The sequence below is a fragment of the Pseudalkalibacillus hwajinpoensis genome, from assembly GCF_015234585.1.
Taxonomy (GTDB): domain Bacteria; phylum Bacillota; class Bacilli; order Bacillales; family Guptibacillaceae; genus Guptibacillus; species Guptibacillus hwajinpoensis_B.
On sequence record NZ_JADFCM010000001.1, the window covers coordinates 1,144,918 to 1,162,723 of the forward strand.

Annotated in this window: 10 protein-coding genes; all 10 read left to right on the forward strand. The window is 40.9% G+C overall.

Annotation, left to right across the window (positions count from 1 at the left end; genetic code table 11):
- Positions 1–170: 170 nt before the first annotated feature.
- The 10 genes from garR to IQ283_RS05580 all read left to right on the forward strand — a co-directional run bounded on the left by garR (position 171) and on the right by IQ283_RS05580 (position 17,707).
- Complete coding sequence (gene garR, locus IQ283_RS05535; protein ID WP_194219617.1) at positions 171–1,082, forward strand: 2-hydroxy-3-oxopropionate reductase; 912 nt, start codon at positions 171–173, stop codon at positions 1,080–1,082.
- The gene (locus tag IQ283_RS05540) at positions 1,075–2,502 is read left to right on the forward strand and encodes a four-carbon acid sugar kinase family protein (protein ID WP_194219121.1); all 1,428 of its coding nucleotides are present in this window, start codon (positions 1,075–1,077) and stop codon (positions 2,500–2,502) included. Before garR ends, IQ283_RS05540 begins: the two co-directional genes overlap by 8 nt.
- A gap of 19 nt (positions 2,503–2,521) precedes the next feature.
- Complete coding sequence (locus IQ283_RS05545; RefSeq protein ID WP_194219122.1) at positions 2,522–3,871, forward strand: GntP family permease; 1,350 nt, start codon at positions 2,522–2,524, stop codon at positions 3,869–3,871.
- A gap of 227 nt (positions 3,872–4,098) precedes the next feature.
- Positions 4,099–4,572 carry a DUF2243 domain-containing protein gene (locus IQ283_RS05550; protein ID WP_194219123.1) on the forward strand — a complete coding sequence of 158 codons (474 nt, stop codon included), beginning with the start codon at positions 4,099–4,101 and terminating at the stop codon, positions 4,570–4,572.
- Positions 4,573–5,382, forward strand: a complete 810-nt coding sequence (locus IQ283_RS05555; RefSeq protein WP_194219124.1) for a cytochrome c oxidase assembly protein — start codon at positions 4,573–4,575, stop codon at positions 5,380–5,382.
- A 366-nt stretch (positions 5,383–5,748) separates the two neighbouring features.
- Positions 5,749–6,705 (forward strand): ABC transporter permease, encoded by a 957-nt coding sequence (locus IQ283_RS05560; RefSeq protein ID WP_194219125.1) that lies wholly within the window; start codon positions 5,749–5,751, stop codon positions 6,703–6,705.
- 15 nt (positions 6,706–6,720) lie between these two features.
- A complete protein-coding gene (locus tag IQ283_RS05565; RefSeq protein ID WP_224882569.1) occupies positions 6,721–7,638 on the forward strand; it encodes a carbohydrate ABC transporter permease in 918 nt (305 codons plus the stop codon).
- A 99-nt stretch (positions 7,639–7,737) separates the two neighbouring features.
- Entirely contained in the window at positions 7,738–9,336 is a 1,599-nt protein-coding gene (locus IQ283_RS05570) for an ABC transporter substrate-binding protein (protein WP_242057250.1), read from the forward strand.
- 80 nt (positions 9,337–9,416) lie between these two features.
- On the forward strand, positions 9,417–11,633 hold the full coding sequence (locus IQ283_RS05575) for a LamG-like jellyroll fold domain-containing protein (RefSeq protein ID WP_194219126.1): 2,217 nt from the start codon (positions 9,417–9,419) through the stop codon (positions 11,631–11,633).
- Between the two features lie 161 nt (positions 11,634–11,794).
- Positions 11,795–17,707 (forward strand): GH32 C-terminal domain-containing protein, encoded by a 5,913-nt coding sequence (locus IQ283_RS05580; RefSeq protein ID WP_194219127.1) that lies wholly within the window; start codon positions 11,795–11,797, stop codon positions 17,705–17,707.
- The last annotated feature ends 99 nt before the right edge of the window (positions 17,708–17,806 follow it).

A 17,806-nucleotide genomic window follows, 5' to 3' on the forward strand; every position in this document is an offset into this window, starting at 1 on the left:
ATGAACCATTTATTGAACCATTTTTCTATCTTAAATTATAGAGTTAAAAATGGTTAATGAAAAGGATTCAATATTTTTTGTATACAATTTATATAATAATGTATACAAAAACAAATGTTTCGTGTACAATCGAAACAAGAAATGAAAGCGCTATACATAAAGGAGAGGTTATGATGAGTGAAAATATAGGTTTTATTGGGTTAGGAATTATGGGGAAGCCAATGGTGAAAAATTTAGTGAAGTCTGGTGCCAACGTAACTGTCTTTGATATTAATGATACAGCCGTACAAGAATGTGTTGGATTTGGGGCAAACGGTGCGCTATCACCAAAAGAAATTGCTAAAGAGAGCTCAATCATTTTCACGATGCTTCCTAATTCCAACCACGTAAAATCCGTTATTACAAATGAAAGCGGAATCATTAAGGGAGCAAAAGAAGGAACTGTCGTCGTAGATATGAGTTCCATTTCTCCTGTTGTGTCTGAAGAGTTGGCTAATGAATTGAATACCTATGGTGTTCATATGCTCGATGCTCCTGTCAGCGGAGGAGAGCCAAAAGCGATTGATGGTACTTTGGCCATTATGGTTGGTGGAGAAGAGAAAGTATTTGAGAGAGTGCTGCCTATCCTTCAAATACTTGGTGAAGATATTACCTTAGTCGGTGGGAACGGTTGCGGTGCTACAGCTAAATTAGCCAATCAGATTATCGTTAACGTAAATATAGCGGCTATGTCTGAAGCACTCGTACTAGCTTCCAAAGCAGGAATCGATATAGAAAAAATGTATCATGCGATTCGTGGTGGACTTGCTGGTAGTGCTGTACTAGATGCGAAAGTCCCTCTCATCTTAGAAAGAAACTTCGTAGCGGGTGGTCGAATTGACATTAATATGAAGGATTTAACAAACGTGATGGAAACAGCACATGAAATAGGCGTTCCACTCCCACTTTCAAGTCAAGTTCTTGAAATGTTTAGTGCTCTTAAAGTAGATGGAAAAGCTGGTGATGATCACGGTGGACTAGTGCAGTATTATGAGCGTTTGGCAAATACAGTTGTAAAAAAGGATGTGAAGGAGCATGTCTAACCAGCTAGTAATAGAAAAGCTTCCGAAATTAAAATCAATTGATTACGAATCCATTTCTGATCTTTGGAAGAAAGAGAGATCTGATTTTAACCATCAGATTGTTGTACTAGATGATGATCCTACTGGAGTACAAACTGTTCACGGAGTGTCCGTTTATACAGATTGGACAGAACAGACAATCAAACAGGGATTTGAAGAAGATACTAGTATATTTTTCATTCTAACGAACTCCCGAGCATTGTCAGAGCAAGACACAGAAGTTCTTCATCGAACGATTGCCGAACGTGTTAGCCACGTTGCGAGAACTCTAAATAAACCTTATCTCATTATTAGTAGAGGAGACTCGACTTTAAGAGGCCACTACCCACTTGAGACAGAAGTGATGAAAGACCGCATTGAGGAGAGCGATAAACTGCTAGACGGTGAAGTGATTATCCCGTTCTTTAAAGAAGGCGGCCGCTTGACAATCGATAATGTTCACTATGTTCAAAATGACAGTGTCCTCATACCGGCGGGTGAAACTGAATTTGCGAAGGATCGAACATTTGGGTTTAAATCAAGTGACTTAACAGAGTGGGTTGAAGAGAAAACGGCTGGAGAGTTTAAAAAGGAGGATGTCCTAACGATCTCTCTAGAAGATATTCGTGAACTTCGAATTGATAGAATGGTAGAGCAATTATCAGGTGTTACTGATTTTGGAAAAGTGGTCGTTAATGCCGTGGAAGAAGAAGATATTAAGGTCTTCACGATTGCCCTAATGAAGGCTATGAAAAATGGAAAGCGCTTTATCTTCAGAACGGCAGCCACATTCACAAAAATAATTGGTGATATTTCATCAAAGCCACTTCTTACAAGGGAACAATTAATTGCGGAAAACGCTACGACTGGAGGACTTATTGTTGTTGGTTCTCACGTACAGAAATCTACTGATCAACTTAATGCTTTAAAAGAACTCTCTCAAGTTCATGCCATTGAATTTGACTGTCACCTTGTTTTGGAAGCTGAAGCGTTTAAATCCGAAGTAAAGCGTGTTAGGAAAGAAGCTGAAGCAAAGGTTGCAGAAGGAACAACGGTTGTGATCTATACGAGACGAGAACGGTTAGACCTTGGTGATGGAATGAAGGAAGAGGAGCTTAAACTTTCAGTTGAGATATCAAATGCTGTAACGAGCATTGTAAGAGATTTCTCCATTGCACCTAAATACGTTATTGCGAAGGGCGGCATTACGTCTAGTGATGTCGGAACAAATGGTCTGCAAGTGAAGAGAGCCACAGTTCTAGGACAAGCGGCGCCCGGTATTCCTGTTTGGGAAACAGATGAAGAGAGCAAATTTCCTCACCTTCCTTACATTATTTTCCCTGGAAATGTTGGGGCGGTTACAACGCTGAGAGACATTGTTCAGAATATAGAGACGGTATAACCTTTAAGGAGTTGACATGATGGTAACTGGCAACACGCTTATATTAATCTTTCTACTTTCTCTCGTTGCTTTGTTTGTTCTTATTTTAAAATTTAAGCTTGAGCCTTTTCTAGCACTGATTGGTGTAGCATTCGGAACAGCGCTAGTCATTGGCATCCCTATTGTGGAGATTCCAGGCATTATCACGAGCGGTTTTGGTAATACTCTTGCTGGCGTTGGAATTCTAATTGGACTTGGTGTGATTTTTGGGCAGTTTCTAGCTTCTTCAGGGGCCGTAGAGAAAATTGCCCAATCTGTACTTAAAGTTTTTGGAGCAAAAAAATCAGCAGCTGGTCTGGCTCTTACCGGGACCGCTGTATCAATTCCAGTTTATTTTGATGCCGCATTTGTTATCCTAACGGGATTAATCAAAAGTTTATCAAGAAAAACGGGTATTTCAATTGTGACGTTTGTAACCGCGCTTGGTGTAGGGCTGATTGTGTCGCACAGCATGATTGCTCCTACGCCCGGGCCACTCGTTGTTGCTGAAAATACTGGTTCAGATTTAGGACTATTTATCATATATGGATTAGTTTGCGCGATCCCTGCAACATTAGTAGGCGGCTATTTCTACGGGATGTTTATTGGAAAGCGCGTTCAGTCGAAACCTGATGATGAGGCTGAACAAGAAGTCGCAGTAGCAAGAGAAGAACCTTCAAAGGAAATTAGTACAGGATTAGCTTACGCGATGCTAGTCCTACCAATCGCTCTCATTTTAGCGAATACTGTTTCACAGCTACTGGTTCCAGGAACAACTTTTGCTTCAGCACTTGCTTTTGTTGGAGATAAAAACATGGCGCTGTTCATAAGTGTAATCGTTGCCATTTTAGTATTAACACCTTATATCAATGCACCAAAACAATCTCTGTACACGGAAGCTATTAATTCCGCAGGTGTCATTCTCCTTATTACTGGTGCCGGTGGTGCTTTTGGAGCTGTCATCAATCAAAGTGGGATAGGAGACCATTTAATTCAAACGATGCAGAACTGGAGTATTCCTGCTCTATTGCTAGCCTTTATTTTCTCTCAAATCCTACGAGCTTCATTAGGTTCAACAACCGTGGCGCTTGTCACCACTTCAAGTATTCTAGGCCCACTGGCTCTTGACCTTGGCGTTTCACCTGTCTTATTAGGTCTTGCGATTTGTGCCGGAGGGGTTGGACTCTCTCTTCCTAACGATTCTGGATTCTGGGTCGTTAGTCGATTCGGTAAATTGACCGTACCTGAGACAATTAAAGCGTGGACAATTGGAGGTTTTATAGCAGGATTAAGTGCGTTTGCAATGGTATATCTTCTTAGTTTATTCTCCGGCATTTTACCGGGTATTTAAGCAGGGCACTTGCCCTGCTTTTTTTATTTGTTAATTTGGCTATGTTAGCTTATATTGTTGATTTCTCGTTTTTTGTGCATCACAGGGCGCAAGTGATCCAAATATCAACACCATTCATTAACATAGCCATTATTTTAGAGTTATCCCCGCATATACATATTGTTTATAAATAAAAGAGATGTGGTAAAAATCTATAAGTGAAAAGAGATGATTAAAGGAGAAAATAAATGGTGAAAAAAACGAAAAGATCAAAGCAACTAGTGTATAGTAAGAATCCTAATCTGTGGTCTGGCATTCTGTTTGGAATTGGTGTTGCTGCATTTCTAGATGAGGTGATTTTTCATCAATTGCTTCGTTGGCATCATTTCTATGATAAGTCTACTACGGATATTGGCCTAATCTCTGATGGCCTATTTCATGCATTTAGTTGGTTTGCCACTATTGGTGGACTGTTTCTCCTTGCTGATCTTAAAAGGAGGGGCGCATTCTTTCTGAAGAGATGGTGGGGCGGCGTACTAGTTGGAGCGGGTGGCTTTCAGTTGTATGATGGGACCATTCAACACAAATGGATGCAACTTCACCAAATTCGTTATGTGGACAATATTCTGATCTACGACCTTATGTGGAACGCTTCAGCTATTTGCATGATCCTAGCTGGTTTCTTACTATTGAAAGTTACTTCGAAAGAAGAGGTAGCGTAGATGAGTCCTCATCATTCAATAACTCATGGGGATGAGGCGACACATTTAGAAATAATAGGAATCTTACCTCAGCTTGGGTTAGCATTGCCCTTTGCGATTGTTTTCGTTTTGTATGTGATAGCTATTGTTCGTTCAAACCGGTGGTACAAACCGTGGCCGAGGTATCGAACGGTATGTTGGACTATTGGTGTGGTGTTGGCTATCTTTTCAGTTATGGGCCCATTGGCTAGGTTGGCTCATATGAACTTCACGGCTCATATGATAGGCCATTTGTTATTTGGGATGTTAGCACCGTTACTTATGGCGTTTGGCGCTCCGATTAAGCTCATGCTTCGAACGTTACGAATTCCCACCGCAAGAAAAGTTTCTAAGCTCCTTAAGAGCTCGCCGTCACGACTTCTTACAAATCCTATTGTTTCGTCTATTCTTAACATAGGTGGGCTCTGGTTATTGTATACGACTAGTCTCTATTTTCTTATGCATGAAAACATACTCCTTCATCTTATTGTACATTTTCATGTATTTATTGCTGGCTACCTTTTTACCATTTCAGTGATTTATATCGACCCCAGACCTCATCGGCTTTCGTTTTGGTATCGTTCGATTGTGCTCGTCTTTGCCTTAGCTGGACATGGGATCCTATCAAAGTATATCTATGCTCATCCACCTATTGGTGTCTCCATAGAGCAGGCAAAAAGCGGTGCAATACTAATGTACTATGGAGGAGATGCAATTGACATTGTTCTGATTTTCATTCTTTGTTTACATTGGTTTAGAGCCAGTCGACCTAATGGTTTAGCTACAAGTTAGCAATAAATATAGTAATCCTATTCCACGATTAAAAGCCACATTTCTTAGAATACAACGAGAAATGTGGCTTTTTAAAAAGATGGAGAAGGTAGTTTTACAACTCACGACTCTTGTAATCAATAAGAGCACTCTGATTCTTAGTGTACTGTATTGCAAAGCGGCTATTTTAATTTTCTAAAAACTAGTTGACTCTTAATTAGAAAACGCTTACAATAAAATCAATCAAAACATCTACGTAAACGATTACATGGATTCTTCTTTTTATGATAATAGGCTAATCAGATGAATCATTCACAGGGAATTCATTTTTTTTATCACAAAAAGTAATCGATTACGTAAACGATTAATTATAGGTGAGGAGAGATTATGGAGACGAAACTTAGAGCGTTACCTAGAAGAAATGTCCGTAGTGTCCCAAAGGTCAACAGCTCCTGGAAAAAGGTTTTACATAACTATGAATTGTACTTATTTCTACTACCTACGTTAATTTACTTTATTGTCTTCCACTATGTCCCTATGTATGGTGTCCTCATTGCGTTTCAAGATTATATGCCCACATTGGGGGTATCTGGAAGTCCCTGGGTTGGTTTTGAGCACTTTGAACGCTTCTTCAATTCCTTTCAGTTCTGGACTCTGTTAGAGAACACCCTCGAGCTCAGTGTGCTGCAATTATTATTTGGCTTTCCGTTACCGATCATGGTTGCTCTTCTTTTAAATCAGTTAAGAAATCAGCGTTACAAAAAATTCGTTCAAACTGTTATCTATGCTCCTCACTTTATTTCGGTCGTTGTTCTTGTAGGTATGGTGTATGTTTTCTTCTCACCGAACGGTTTAATAAACAATTTCCTCATGATTTTTGGTGCCGAACCTGTTCATTTTATGTCACAGGCAGGTTGGTTTAAACCACTCTACATTTCTTCAGGCTTGTGGCAGGAGACAGGGTGGGCAGCGATCATTTATCTTGCCGCATTAGCTGGTGTTAGTCCAGAAGTTCATGAAGCAGCGATTATGGATGGCGCTAGTAAGTGGCAGCGAATTCTTCATGTTGATATTCCAGCGATCTTACCTACGGCGATGATTTTATTAGTGCTCTCAGTAGGAAATCTCATGAACATTGGATTCGAGAAAGCGTATTTAATGCAAACGCCGTTAAATGTTTCAGCAGGTGAAATTATTCCAACTTATGTGTATAAAGTCGGTTTGCAGGGTGCTCAGTACAGTTTTGCTGCAGCGGTTGGGTTGTTTAATGCAGTCATTAACTTTATCTTGTTATGGGCAGTAAATCGAGCTGCTAAGAAATTATCTGGTTCAGGCTTATGGTAAGGGGGGGAGTAAGCAATGACTCAATATGTGATGAATCGATCGAAATTATGGTCTAGGAAATCGAAAGAGGATAAGATATTTGATCTGATAAATCTCCTTTTTCTTACAACGCTATCACTCGTTGTGTTATATCCGCTGTATTTTATCATCATTGCTTCAATTAGTAACCCGGATAGCGTCTATAATGGTGACGTTTGGTTTTGGCCACAGGGGATTACGTTTGAAGGATATGAACGAATTTTCCAGGATAACCGGATTTGGACAGGTTACAAAAATACGGTGTTGTACACCGTCGTTGGAACATTAGTGAATGTTACGTTAACCCTTATGGCAGCTTATGCGCTCTCAAGAAAAGATTTAGTGGGTAGAAATTTCTTCATGATCCTCTTTGTCTTTACCATGTTTTTCTCAGGGGGATTAATCCCTACTTATTTAGTCGTTAAAAACCTTGGTATGGTAGATACGATGTGGGCCCTCATTATTCCAAAGGCGGTTGCGGTTTGGAACCTGATTGTGGCTAGAACATTCTTTCAATCAACGATTCCAGATGAGCTGTTAGAATCAGCAAAAATGGATGGGTGCTCAAATACAAAATTTTTCTTAAAGATCGTGTTGCCGCTATCGAAACCTATAATTGCTGTCATGGTATTGTTTTATGCCGTTACACACTGGAATTCATTCTTTGATGCTTTGATTTATTTAAATAATGAAGACAAATATCCGTTACAGCTAATTCTAAGATCAATCCTGATTCAAAATGAAGCTTCTGCCAGCATGGTTGGCGATGTTGAATCGTTTGCTGCTCAGCAAAGAATTGCTGATTTAATCAAATATGGTGTCATTATTGTTGCCGCGATCCCGCTGCTCGTACTCTATCCTTTCATCCAAAAGTACTTTGTGAAAGGAGCTTTAATTGGAAGTATAAAAGGATAGCCATTTGTTTTACTTCGTTAATAGGAGGTGGATCGCTAGTCATATTGCAATACCGAAGTAGCTTGCCGTAAATTAAAACCATTCGGGGGGAATTTAGAGATGGGTAAACGAAAAATTTGGGCTTTTCCGTTCATATGTTTAATGCTCTGTTTCATTCTTGTATTAAGTGCTTGTTCTTCGAAAGATAGTAGTTCTGATGGGAAGGCAGAATCAGCTGAGTTTAATAAAGAAGGACTTCCAATTGTTGACGATCAAGTTACCCTGGAATTTGTATCACCAAAAGCACCACTTGCCCCAAAATACGATGAGATGGAAATTTTCAATACGTTAGAAGAAGAGACGAATGTGAAAATTGAATGGAGTAATATTCCGGATGACGGTTATGAAGAAAAGAAGAATTTGATGCTTGCAAGTGGTGACTTGCCTGATGCGTTTTATTCAGCTAAATTCACAGACCTTGACATTGTGAAGTATGGACAAAACGGCACGCTAATTCCTCTTGAAGATTTAATTGAAGAGCATGCACCTAACATTCAAAAATTGTTTGAAAAACGCCCTGAACTAAAGAGCATGGTAACCGCTCCTGATGGACATATTTATACGCTGCCTCGTGCAGAAGAAGCTGGACTTGGAGCTGTACCAAACTTTATGTCTATTAATAAAACATGGTTAGATGAGCTCGGCTTAGAAATGCCAACAACGCTTGAGGAGTATCATGATGTGCTTGTGGCCTTCAAAGAAAAAGATCCTAACGGAAATGGCAAGCAAGATGAAGTTCCGTTAAGTTTCATGTTCAACTTCTGGACTGGAAACTTCGGTGATATGTTTGCGGCATTTAATATGCCAGATAACGTGGATCATCGTATTGTAAGAGATGGAGAAGTGATCTATACAGCTGTTCAACCGGAATATAAAGAAGCCATTGACTATTATCATCAGTGGATGGAAGAAGGCTTGATTGATAAAGAATCCTTTACTCAAGATGTCTCTCAGTACTTCGCTAAAGGGAAAAATGAAAAATATGGCTCATATATTTGGTGGGAATCGGAAGAAGTAGTTGGACCAGAATTGAAAGATGATTATGTTCTCTTACCACCGCTTGAGGGCCCGAGTGGAGATAAAGTTGTTGGTCGCTCCAACTACTCAGACTACTCTCGTGGCGAGTTTGCCATCACGTCGGCAAATGCAAATCCAGAAATTACAATGCGTTGGGTTGATCAGTTATATGAAACAAAGATGTCAGCTCAAATTAACTGGGGACCAATTGGTACCATTTTTGAAGAAAAAGATGGGAAACTCGTTTTAAAAGAACAGCCTGACGATGTTGTAATGGGAGAATTAAGACAAAAGGTTGCACCAAATGGACCAGTAGCAATCTTGAAAGAAGACTTTGAAGAAACAGTTGAAATGGAACCCCGTGCAAAACAGCGTTTGGAAGATTTGAATTCCATCTATGCGCCTTATCTTGAAGATGAGAATTACCCGCAAATCTTCTTTAGTCCTGATGAACTAGATGAAATTAACCGTCTAGAAGTAGATATTAAAGAATTTACGAATCAGAAGAAAGCTCAGTGGCTAATGGAAGGCGGCGTAAACGAGGAGTGGGATAGCTACAATAAACAGCTTGAAGACATGGGTCTAAGTCGCTTAATGGAAATCTACCAAGATGGATTGGATCGCTTTAAAAAGAATCAGTAGAAAATAGAATAGGCATGATGAAGAAAGTTAGAACATGATTGAGATGTTCTAACTTTCTTTACAAACTAGGAGTGTTAAATATGTTGAATGTTGAGTTGGGAAAATCACTGGTAGCTTATTGGGGATTCTCTGAAGGAGAAGGGAAGTACGTCCATGACGGCTCTCGTAGAAATCCTATTCACTATGTGTTTAATGATCGTTCCGATTCCCCTATTCATGAACCTCAGTGGCGAAAAGGAATCAACAACCACGCACTTTTATTTGATGGCTATTCAACATGGGTTGAAAGTAAAGAAGGGGTCCCTACAATTGAACAAGCGTTTACCATTGAGGCATGGCTAGCCCCACGTTCATTCGGCGGGATTGAGGATGAACGGTTAACAGGTATTGTTAATCAACATAATAGAAAGATGAATCAAGGATTTATCCTTGGTGTTCATCGCCATGGGGAATGGTCATTACAACTTGGTGTAGAAGATGAGTGGATCGAAGTTTGGGCAGATAATTGTCCATTACCAAAGTTGAAGTGGTCTCATCTTGCAGCAAGCTTTAACGGTAAAGAAGGGCGTATTCAATTGTATCTTAATGGTGAAAAAGTCGCTGAGAAAACAATCGCTCAAAACGTTTCTATGACGGTGAGTCATGATGCGCTCTTGATAGGTAAAAGCAATGATGCGCTTACGATTGAAAGCGTGTTTTCATTGAATATGTTCAGTGGTTTAATCGATGATATTAAGATCTATAATCGAGCATTTAATGACTCGGAAATAAAAACGAGCTTCACTAACTATCTATTACCTTATAAAGGAGAGATTCCACACCTACCTTATGAAGAAATTGCGATTGATCGAAGCATTTATGATCATGACCCATTCCGACCTAAGTTTCATTTAACACCACCGGGTCACTGGATGAATGAACCACATGCGCCACTTTATTTCAAAGGGAAATACCATCTGTTTTATCAGCATAATCCACAGGGCCCTTATTGGGGTAACATCCAGTGGGGACATTGGGTGAGTGATGATCTCGTGTATTGGCGCGATTTACCTATTGCCATTGAAACGGAAGCGGATGATTTAGCTCCGGACGGGATTTGGTCAGGAAACGCCGCTTATGATGAAGATGGATTACCCGTTTTGTACTTTACGGCAGGTCATTCATCAAAGAAGCCAAATCAGATGACAGGTCTTGCAAGAAGTACGTTTAGGGAAGATCAAGATATCGATTTAAAGAAATGGAGAAAGCATCCCGTTCCCGTAACGGTTCAGCCTAAAGGATTAGGCTTGCATCATGATGGGTTTCGAGATCCTTTTGTATGGAAAGAAGAAGACCTCTGGTACCAAATTGTTGGGACTGGTATAGAGGGGGTGTGTGGAGCAGCCATTATATTTACTTCTGATAACTTAGTAGATTGGGAATGTAAAGGCCTTCTATATGATGATAAGGATCAAGAGTTTCCTTTCCTAGGTGAAGTGTGGGAACTTCCGATTTTACTTCCCATTGGGAAAGGAAAGCATCTTTTTATCATTAGTCCTGTTGGAAAAGACGCGGATGTAGAAGTGTTTTATTGGATTGGGAGATGGGATAAACAACATTGTCGATTTGTACCAGATCAGAAGGAACCACAGCTCATTGATGTAGGGGATTTTCACTTTACAGGACCAAGTGCCATGATTGATCCAAAAACCGATCGATTGCTTTTGTTTACAATCGCCCAGGGAAGGCGTTCGATTAAAGATGAATATGAAGCAGGATGGGCACATAATGGAGGTCTTCCTGTTCAACTAAGGTTACGAGACGATGGAAGATTAGGCGTTAAGCCGATCGAAGAATTAATAAAGCTTCGTAAGAAAAAACTTGTTTCATTAGAGAATCAATCTGTTGAAGAGAGCAATGATATCTTAGCTAATGTGAAAGGAAATATGCTTGAAATCTGTGTTGAATTTCAAAATGCTGTTGCGATTGAATATGGCGTAAAGGTTTTAAAGTCTGATCGTGGGAATGTCGAAACGCTCCTATACTATAACCGTCAAGAAGAGACGTTGAATGTTAAAAAGAAAACAAATGATTCAAACCCGGTCCAATCTCAAGGTGGGGAACTTCTACTAAATGGAGAACAGTTAAAGCTTCATATTTATGTCGATTGTTCCATCGTAGAGTGCTATGCCAATGAATTAAAAAGTATAACGACGAGAGCATACCCTGAGATTGAAGCACTAGGTATAGAGGTGTGGGCGAATGATCACATAAAAGTGAAGTCGATGGAAGTTTGGGAGATGGGGCCTGGATTTTAACACTTTTTGCCCTTGAGTCATATTGATGAAAGCTAGTCACCTAGTTGCCCGAATGGATAAGTCACTTATTTTGAAGGGAGCTTTACAAACTCATGTTCAATCGCTGTAGGTTGAAAGTGGTTTCTCTGACTGTCTTATTAGTTATAGGTAGCCTTATGCCAATGAATATTTCGAACTCTGTTCATGCTCAAACGACCATTGCAAACCCAAGTTTCGAAACAGGGGATTTGTCTGGTTGGAAAATTGTAAGTGGTAACGCGTTCAATGAGAAAGATGTCACAGATGAATCTAGCTATTGGGATAAGCAAACCTTTAATCAAAAGAACTTCTGGCATATATGGGGCGGGCGAGGAGACGATACAAAAGTTGGGGTTATGCAGTCTGAAACTTTTACTCTTGGTGGAGATGGTCAGATTGATTTTCTTACAGGAGGAGATTCTGATGCGGAGCACTTATCGATCTCTCTCGTTAGAGAATCAGACGGAGTAGAATTAATGAAGGAAACAGGGACTGGGACAGATACATATTCCAAGAAGAGTTGGGATGCCTCAGCTCATATAGGCACAGTTGTTAGGATTAAAGTTGTTGATTCAACGACAACGGGGCATATCAATCTTGATGATGTGAATGTTCCTGCGACCCCTTCTTTACATGACCATGTGGAGCCTTCTATTTATAATCATGATTTCGAATATACGGCACTAACTCCGTACGAAATAAGGGGATGGGAAATTGTCAGCGGAGATGCGTTTGGCCCAGAGAGCCTTGTTCATGAAGATGAATGGAGTGAAGGCGATGAATTTTTGCATGAGGGGCGCTACCATTTATGGAATTTTAACGATGGTGGAGACGATCAAGTAGGTGAGCTGCACTCAGAGCCATTTACGATCGATCAAAATGGCGGAATCGATTTTCTTATTGGAGGAGGGGATGACAAAGACAATCTATATGTTGCTCTCGTAAGAACGTCTGATGGAAAGGAATTACGAAAAGAAACCGGACGTGATACAGAAAAGTACCAACGCGTTTACTGGGATGTTTCAGATTATGTCGGTGAAGAAGTGATAATCAAAATCGTAGATAATGCTAAAGGGGCGTATGGACATATCAATGTTGATGACTTTCGAACAACCAATTCTCCTTTCACTGATGGGTTAATGGCTCACTGGAGTTTAGATGAAGGTACTGGTCAGGATACTGTAGAGCAAGTAACAGGTGAAACCAATTTAATTGATTACCATCTTAGTAAGGGAGTCTTTCAGGAAGCACAGGATCCACTGTGGAAGGACGGCATTTCAAACGGTTCCTTATTATTTGATGGGTACTCTACCTGGATTAAACAGAGCCCTACGAAACTACCTGCGCCTAAAGAAGCTATAACAGTTGAAGCGTGGGTCGCGCCAAGAAATTTTGAACACGGAGACGAAGGCCGCTTATCTGCAATCGTAAATCAGCATAACCGGGAGAAGAAAGAAGGATTCATACTCGGAAATTTTCGCCACGGTACGTGGGGGTTACAGTTTGGTACTGGAGACGAGTGGCATGAAGTGATGTCAGATACACTACTCCCTTTAAATGAGTGGTCATACGTCGTCGCAACGTACGATAGCACAACTGGAGAAGCAGTTCTCTACCAAAATGGTGAAAAGGTAACATCACGAAAATTTGATGCAGGAGCTGCGATTAAACCGAGTGTAAGAGATTTGTTAATTGGAAAGAACAATGATGGCATGTGGTTGTATGGCTTTGATTTAAATATGTTTAGTGGGCTTATGGATGAAGTGAAAATCTACAATCAGGCTTTGAGTGCTGGGAATGTGAAAGGTTCCTACGAATCTTATGTAAGCGCTTTAAATGGTAATCTGCCGACCGCTGATGTAAAAACCGATCGCAGTCTTTTAGCGGACGACCAACATCGGCCACAGTTTCATATGTCTCCTCCGAACCATTGGGGAAATGAACCAGGTGGTCCTATTTACTTTAATGGTCAATATCATGTGTTCTATCAGAGTAATCCTAGAGGTCCATACTGGAATCATATTCGCTGGGGGCATCTAGTAAGTGATGATATGGTTCATTGGAGAGATGTTGACGATGCCGTTATCCCTGGGCGATATGATGTGGATCCCGAGGGGGCGTGGGCGGGTGGTGCTGTTGTCGATGATAACGGTGTGCCTGTTATCTTTTACACAGCGGGTGATGATCGTGATCAGCCTAATCAGCGCATTAATTTAGCAAGAAGTACGTTTTTGCAGGATGGGGATAACGATCTTAACCGTTGGGAAAAGAATTCAGAAGTGATTCTAGATCAAGAAGAAGGACAGGGGATCATGGGTGAATTTCGAGATCCTTACGTTTTTAAAGATGGTGATACCTGGTACATGTTAGTGACTTCTGGTAAAGAAGGAACTGATGGCAAAGCCGTTGGAGGTACCGCGCTAGTGTATTCTACAAAGGATGAGAGTTTTGAAGATTGGACCTTCGAAGGAGACTTATTCGTTGGAGATTATGGAACCTATCCAGAAACTGGACGCGTTTGGGAACTGCCGATTTTACTCCCATTAGGAGATAGCGGGAAGCATATTTTCTTAATCAACCCTGCCAAAATGGAAAGAGAGGAGTATCAGTCGAGGTATACGTACTATTGGATTGGAACGTGGAATCCGGATACCGCTAAGTTCACGCCAGATAATGAAACCCCACAATTACTCGATGTTGGAGACCATTTTACTGGACCAGCTGGAATGGTAACGCCTGATGGAAGAACCGTTATTCATAGTATTACGCAGGGCAGGCGTCCAGCAAACGACGATTATGATGCTGGCTATGCCCACAATTATGGTTTGCCAACAGAGGTTTTTTATCGAGATGACGGCAAGTTAGGGATGAAGCCGATCCAAGAGTTGAACGAATTACGTGGCGAGCAGCTTATTAATCTTACTTCTGACACTTCTATGGAAGAAGCGAATCAACTTCTTTCCAACATAGAAGGAGATATGCTTGAGATCCAGTTAGAACTAGACAATGGATCTGCTAATGAAGCGGGAATTAGCTTAAGACGTTCACCGAATGGGGAAGAAGAAACGATTGTTTATTTCAAAGAAAGTAGCAAGGAGTTTTGGGTGAACCGAACCAAATCAAGTCTCGATCCCGATGTCGAAAAATGGTACCAGGGTGGAGAGGTAGATACTGATTCAGAGACGATCAATCTCCATGTATATGTGGATCGTTCTGAGATCAATGCTTATTTAAATGAACAAAAAGGGTTAACCACAAGAGCCTATCCGACAAGAGACGATGCGAAAGGTGTTCAGCTCTGGTCAAATGAGCAAAGTGAATCCGTCACCGTAAAATCATTACAGGTTTGGGAGATGAATTCTGCGTACGAAAAGGTGAACGCTACTGGGGTGTCACTCAATCCAGATTCGCTAGAATTAATTGCTGGAGATACAGAACGACTAACACCTGAAGTGAAGCCAGCTCAAGCAACAAATAAAGAGGTGATCTGGACTTCAAGCAATCCAAGCATTGCGACTGTGGTGAATGGAAAAGTTACGGCTCATTCTGAAGGTGCTGCTACGATTAAAGCTGAAACAAGAGACGGAGGTCATACGGCAACGAGTGCGCTTACTGTCGTTGAAGAGCCTCCTCATGATGAGTTAGTGAATCATGATTTTGAAGCTGGTAACTTAACGGGGTGGACTGTTATGGAAGGTGATGCCTTTAGCGATCTTGATGTCACGTCTGCTGATGATTGGGGGTGGGGAGGTCCATTTAATCAAAACGGAGCTTTTCATCTATACAGCGTTCATAACGGTGATGATGCCGCGACTGGAACGATACGTTCACAGAAATTCACGCTTGGAGGAAATGGACAAATCGATTTCCTCGTTTCTGGAGGAAACGATATTTATAACCTTTATGTTGCGCTAGTAAGGAGTTCCGATGGGAAAGAGGTAATGAAAGTAAGTGGTGGAAACCAGGAAGGTTATACACGAGTTAAGTGGGATGCTTCTCATTACATTGGAGAGGATGTTTATCTAAAGGTTGTTGATCGTTCCAAAGGTTCATGGGGACACATCAGTATTGATGATGTGAATGCTCCCGTAGAGCCTCCGAATAAAGTAACGATAGCGAACCCCGGTTTTGAAACGGGAGACTTGAGCGGGTGGACGGTTACCGGGGAGGCCTTTAGTGACCAGGATGTCACACAGGAGGAAGAGTGGGAGTGGGACTGTTGTTTCAATCACCAAGACGCCTATCACCTTTGGAACTTCAAAGATGGGGGAGACGCCGACAGAGGTGAAATACAATCTGAGCCCTTTACTCTCTATGGAAGTGGGTGGATTGACTTCTTGATTGGCGGAGGGAAGGATAATGATCACCTATATGTTTCTCTCGTACGGGAAGCTGATGGAAAGGAGCTTTTGAAATCGACCGGTACAGAGAATGAAAAGTATAAGAGGGTCTACTGGGACGCTTCTTCCTATATAGGGGAAGACGTATTCATCAAAGTGGTGGATAAGGCTACCGGCGGGTGGGGTCATATCAATGTTGATGATTTTCATGTATTCAATTCAGAAGAAGATATTCTAACGAGTGAGCGGTATGAAAAATACCGTTCACAGTTTCACTATACTCCCGAAAAAAATTGGATGAATGACCCTAATGGGCTTGTTTATCATAACGGAGAATACCATGTGTTTTATCAGTATAATCCAACTGGCGTCACATGGGGACCAATGAATTGGGGGCATGCGGTTAGTACAGATTTAGTAAATTGGGAACGACTGCCGACTGCGCTAGAAGAAGATGAGAACGGATTTATATGGTCAGGTAGCGTTGTCGTGGATGAAAACAATACGGCCGGGTTTGGGAAGGATGCCATGGTGGCGATGTTTACGCATGAAAAAGGAGGGAATCAAAGTCAAAGTCTTGCTTACAGCAATGATAACGGCCGTTCATGGCAGAAGTATGCTGGAAATCCAGTCCTCACAAACATCGACCAATTTTCAGTGTTCAGAGATCCGAAAGTATTCTGGCATGAAGCATCCAATCAATGGGTGATGCTGCTTGCAGTGGAAGATCAATTTCAAAAGCAATTTGTTCGAATCTATCATTCGGAAGACATGAAGGATTGGACATTTGCGAGCGACTTTGGTGAAAATCAAGGATCACATGAAGGGGTTTGGGAAGTTCCGGATCTTTTCCAATTACCTGTGGATGGTGATTCTAACAACACCAAATGGGTGATGCAGGTAAGTCTTAGTAAAGGTGCTCCTGCTGGTGGGTCAGGTGTACAATATTTTATTGGTGATTTTGATGGAACGACCTTTCGTAATGACAATCTAGCAAGTACCGTACTATATTCTGATCATGGCGCTGACTATTATGCTCCGCTAACCTTTAATCATACTCCAGATGGTCGTCGAATTGCGATGGGATGGATGAATAATTGGGAGTACGGTCAAGCGATCCCAACTGCTATTTGGCGAAGTAAAATGACGATACCAAAGGAACTTAATTTGAACAGCATTTCGAATTTAGGTATTCGCCTCGTTCAAACTCCTGTCAGTGAGCTTCAGAGTTTAAGAGGTGAAGAAAGTTATTGGACGAATGAAGTAGTGCTACCGGGTGAGAATCTATTATCTGATATGAAAGGAGATACGTTAGAAATTGTTGCTGAATTTCAAACAGATCAGTCAACGGCGAAAGAATTTGGTTTTAACGTTCGTGTAGGTCATGACGAGTTTACAAAAGTTAGTTACGACATAGCAAATGCTACGCTATCTTTAGATCGTTCTAAGTCTGGTGATACGAGTTTTAGTAGTTCTTTTAGTGCTAAGCACGAAGTAGTCATGATGCCTTCAAATGATTCAGTTACAATTCACTTATTTGTTGATCGTTCTTCTATCGAAGTGTTTGGGAATGATGGTGAAGTTGTGTTATCTGATCAAATTTTTCCTGAACTAACGAGTGATCAGCTAGAACTATATGCGATCGGTGGTGAAGTAACTTTAAACTCTTTAGCTATCTATCAGTTAAATGGAGCCAGTATTATCAATGGAAATTAAGCTCATTCTTATAGAAATATATCCTTTTTATTTAACGTAGAAAGTTAATTGACAGCGCTTACTTTAATAACTATAATTAAAGTTACAATATACGTAATC

Coding starts and splice junctions, on each gene's coding strand:
- IQ283_RS05580 (WP_194219127.1), top strand. CDS start 11,795: ATGAATATTTCGAACTCTGTTCATGCTCAAACGACCATTGCAAACCCA.
- IQ283_RS05550 (WP_194219123.1), top strand. CDS start 4,099: ATGGTGAAAAAAACGAAAAGATCAAAGCAACTAGTGTATAGTAAGAAT.
- IQ283_RS05570 (WP_242057250.1), top strand. CDS start 7,738: ATGGGTAAACGAAAAATTTGGGCTTTTCCGTTCATATGTTTAATGCTC.
- IQ283_RS05540 (WP_194219121.1), top strand. CDS start 1,075: ATGTCTAACCAGCTAGTAATAGAAAAGCTTCCGAAATTAAAATCAATT.
- IQ283_RS05565 (WP_224882569.1), top strand. CDS start 6,721: ATGACTCAATATGTGATGAATCGATCGAAATTATGGTCTAGGAAATCG.
- garR (WP_194219617.1), top strand. CDS start 171: ATGATGAGTGAAAATATAGGTTTTATTGGGTTAGGAATTATGGGGAAG.
- IQ283_RS05555 (WP_194219124.1), top strand. CDS start 4,573: ATGAGTCCTCATCATTCAATAACTCATGGGGATGAGGCGACACATTTA.
- IQ283_RS05575 (WP_194219126.1), top strand. CDS start 9,417: ATGTTGAATGTTGAGTTGGGAAAATCACTGGTAGCTTATTGGGGATTC.
- IQ283_RS05560 (WP_194219125.1), top strand. CDS start 5,749: ATGGAGACGAAACTTAGAGCGTTACCTAGAAGAAATGTCCGTAGTGTC.
- IQ283_RS05545 (WP_194219122.1), top strand. CDS start 2,522: ATGGTAACTGGCAACACGCTTATATTAATCTTTCTACTTTCTCTCGTT.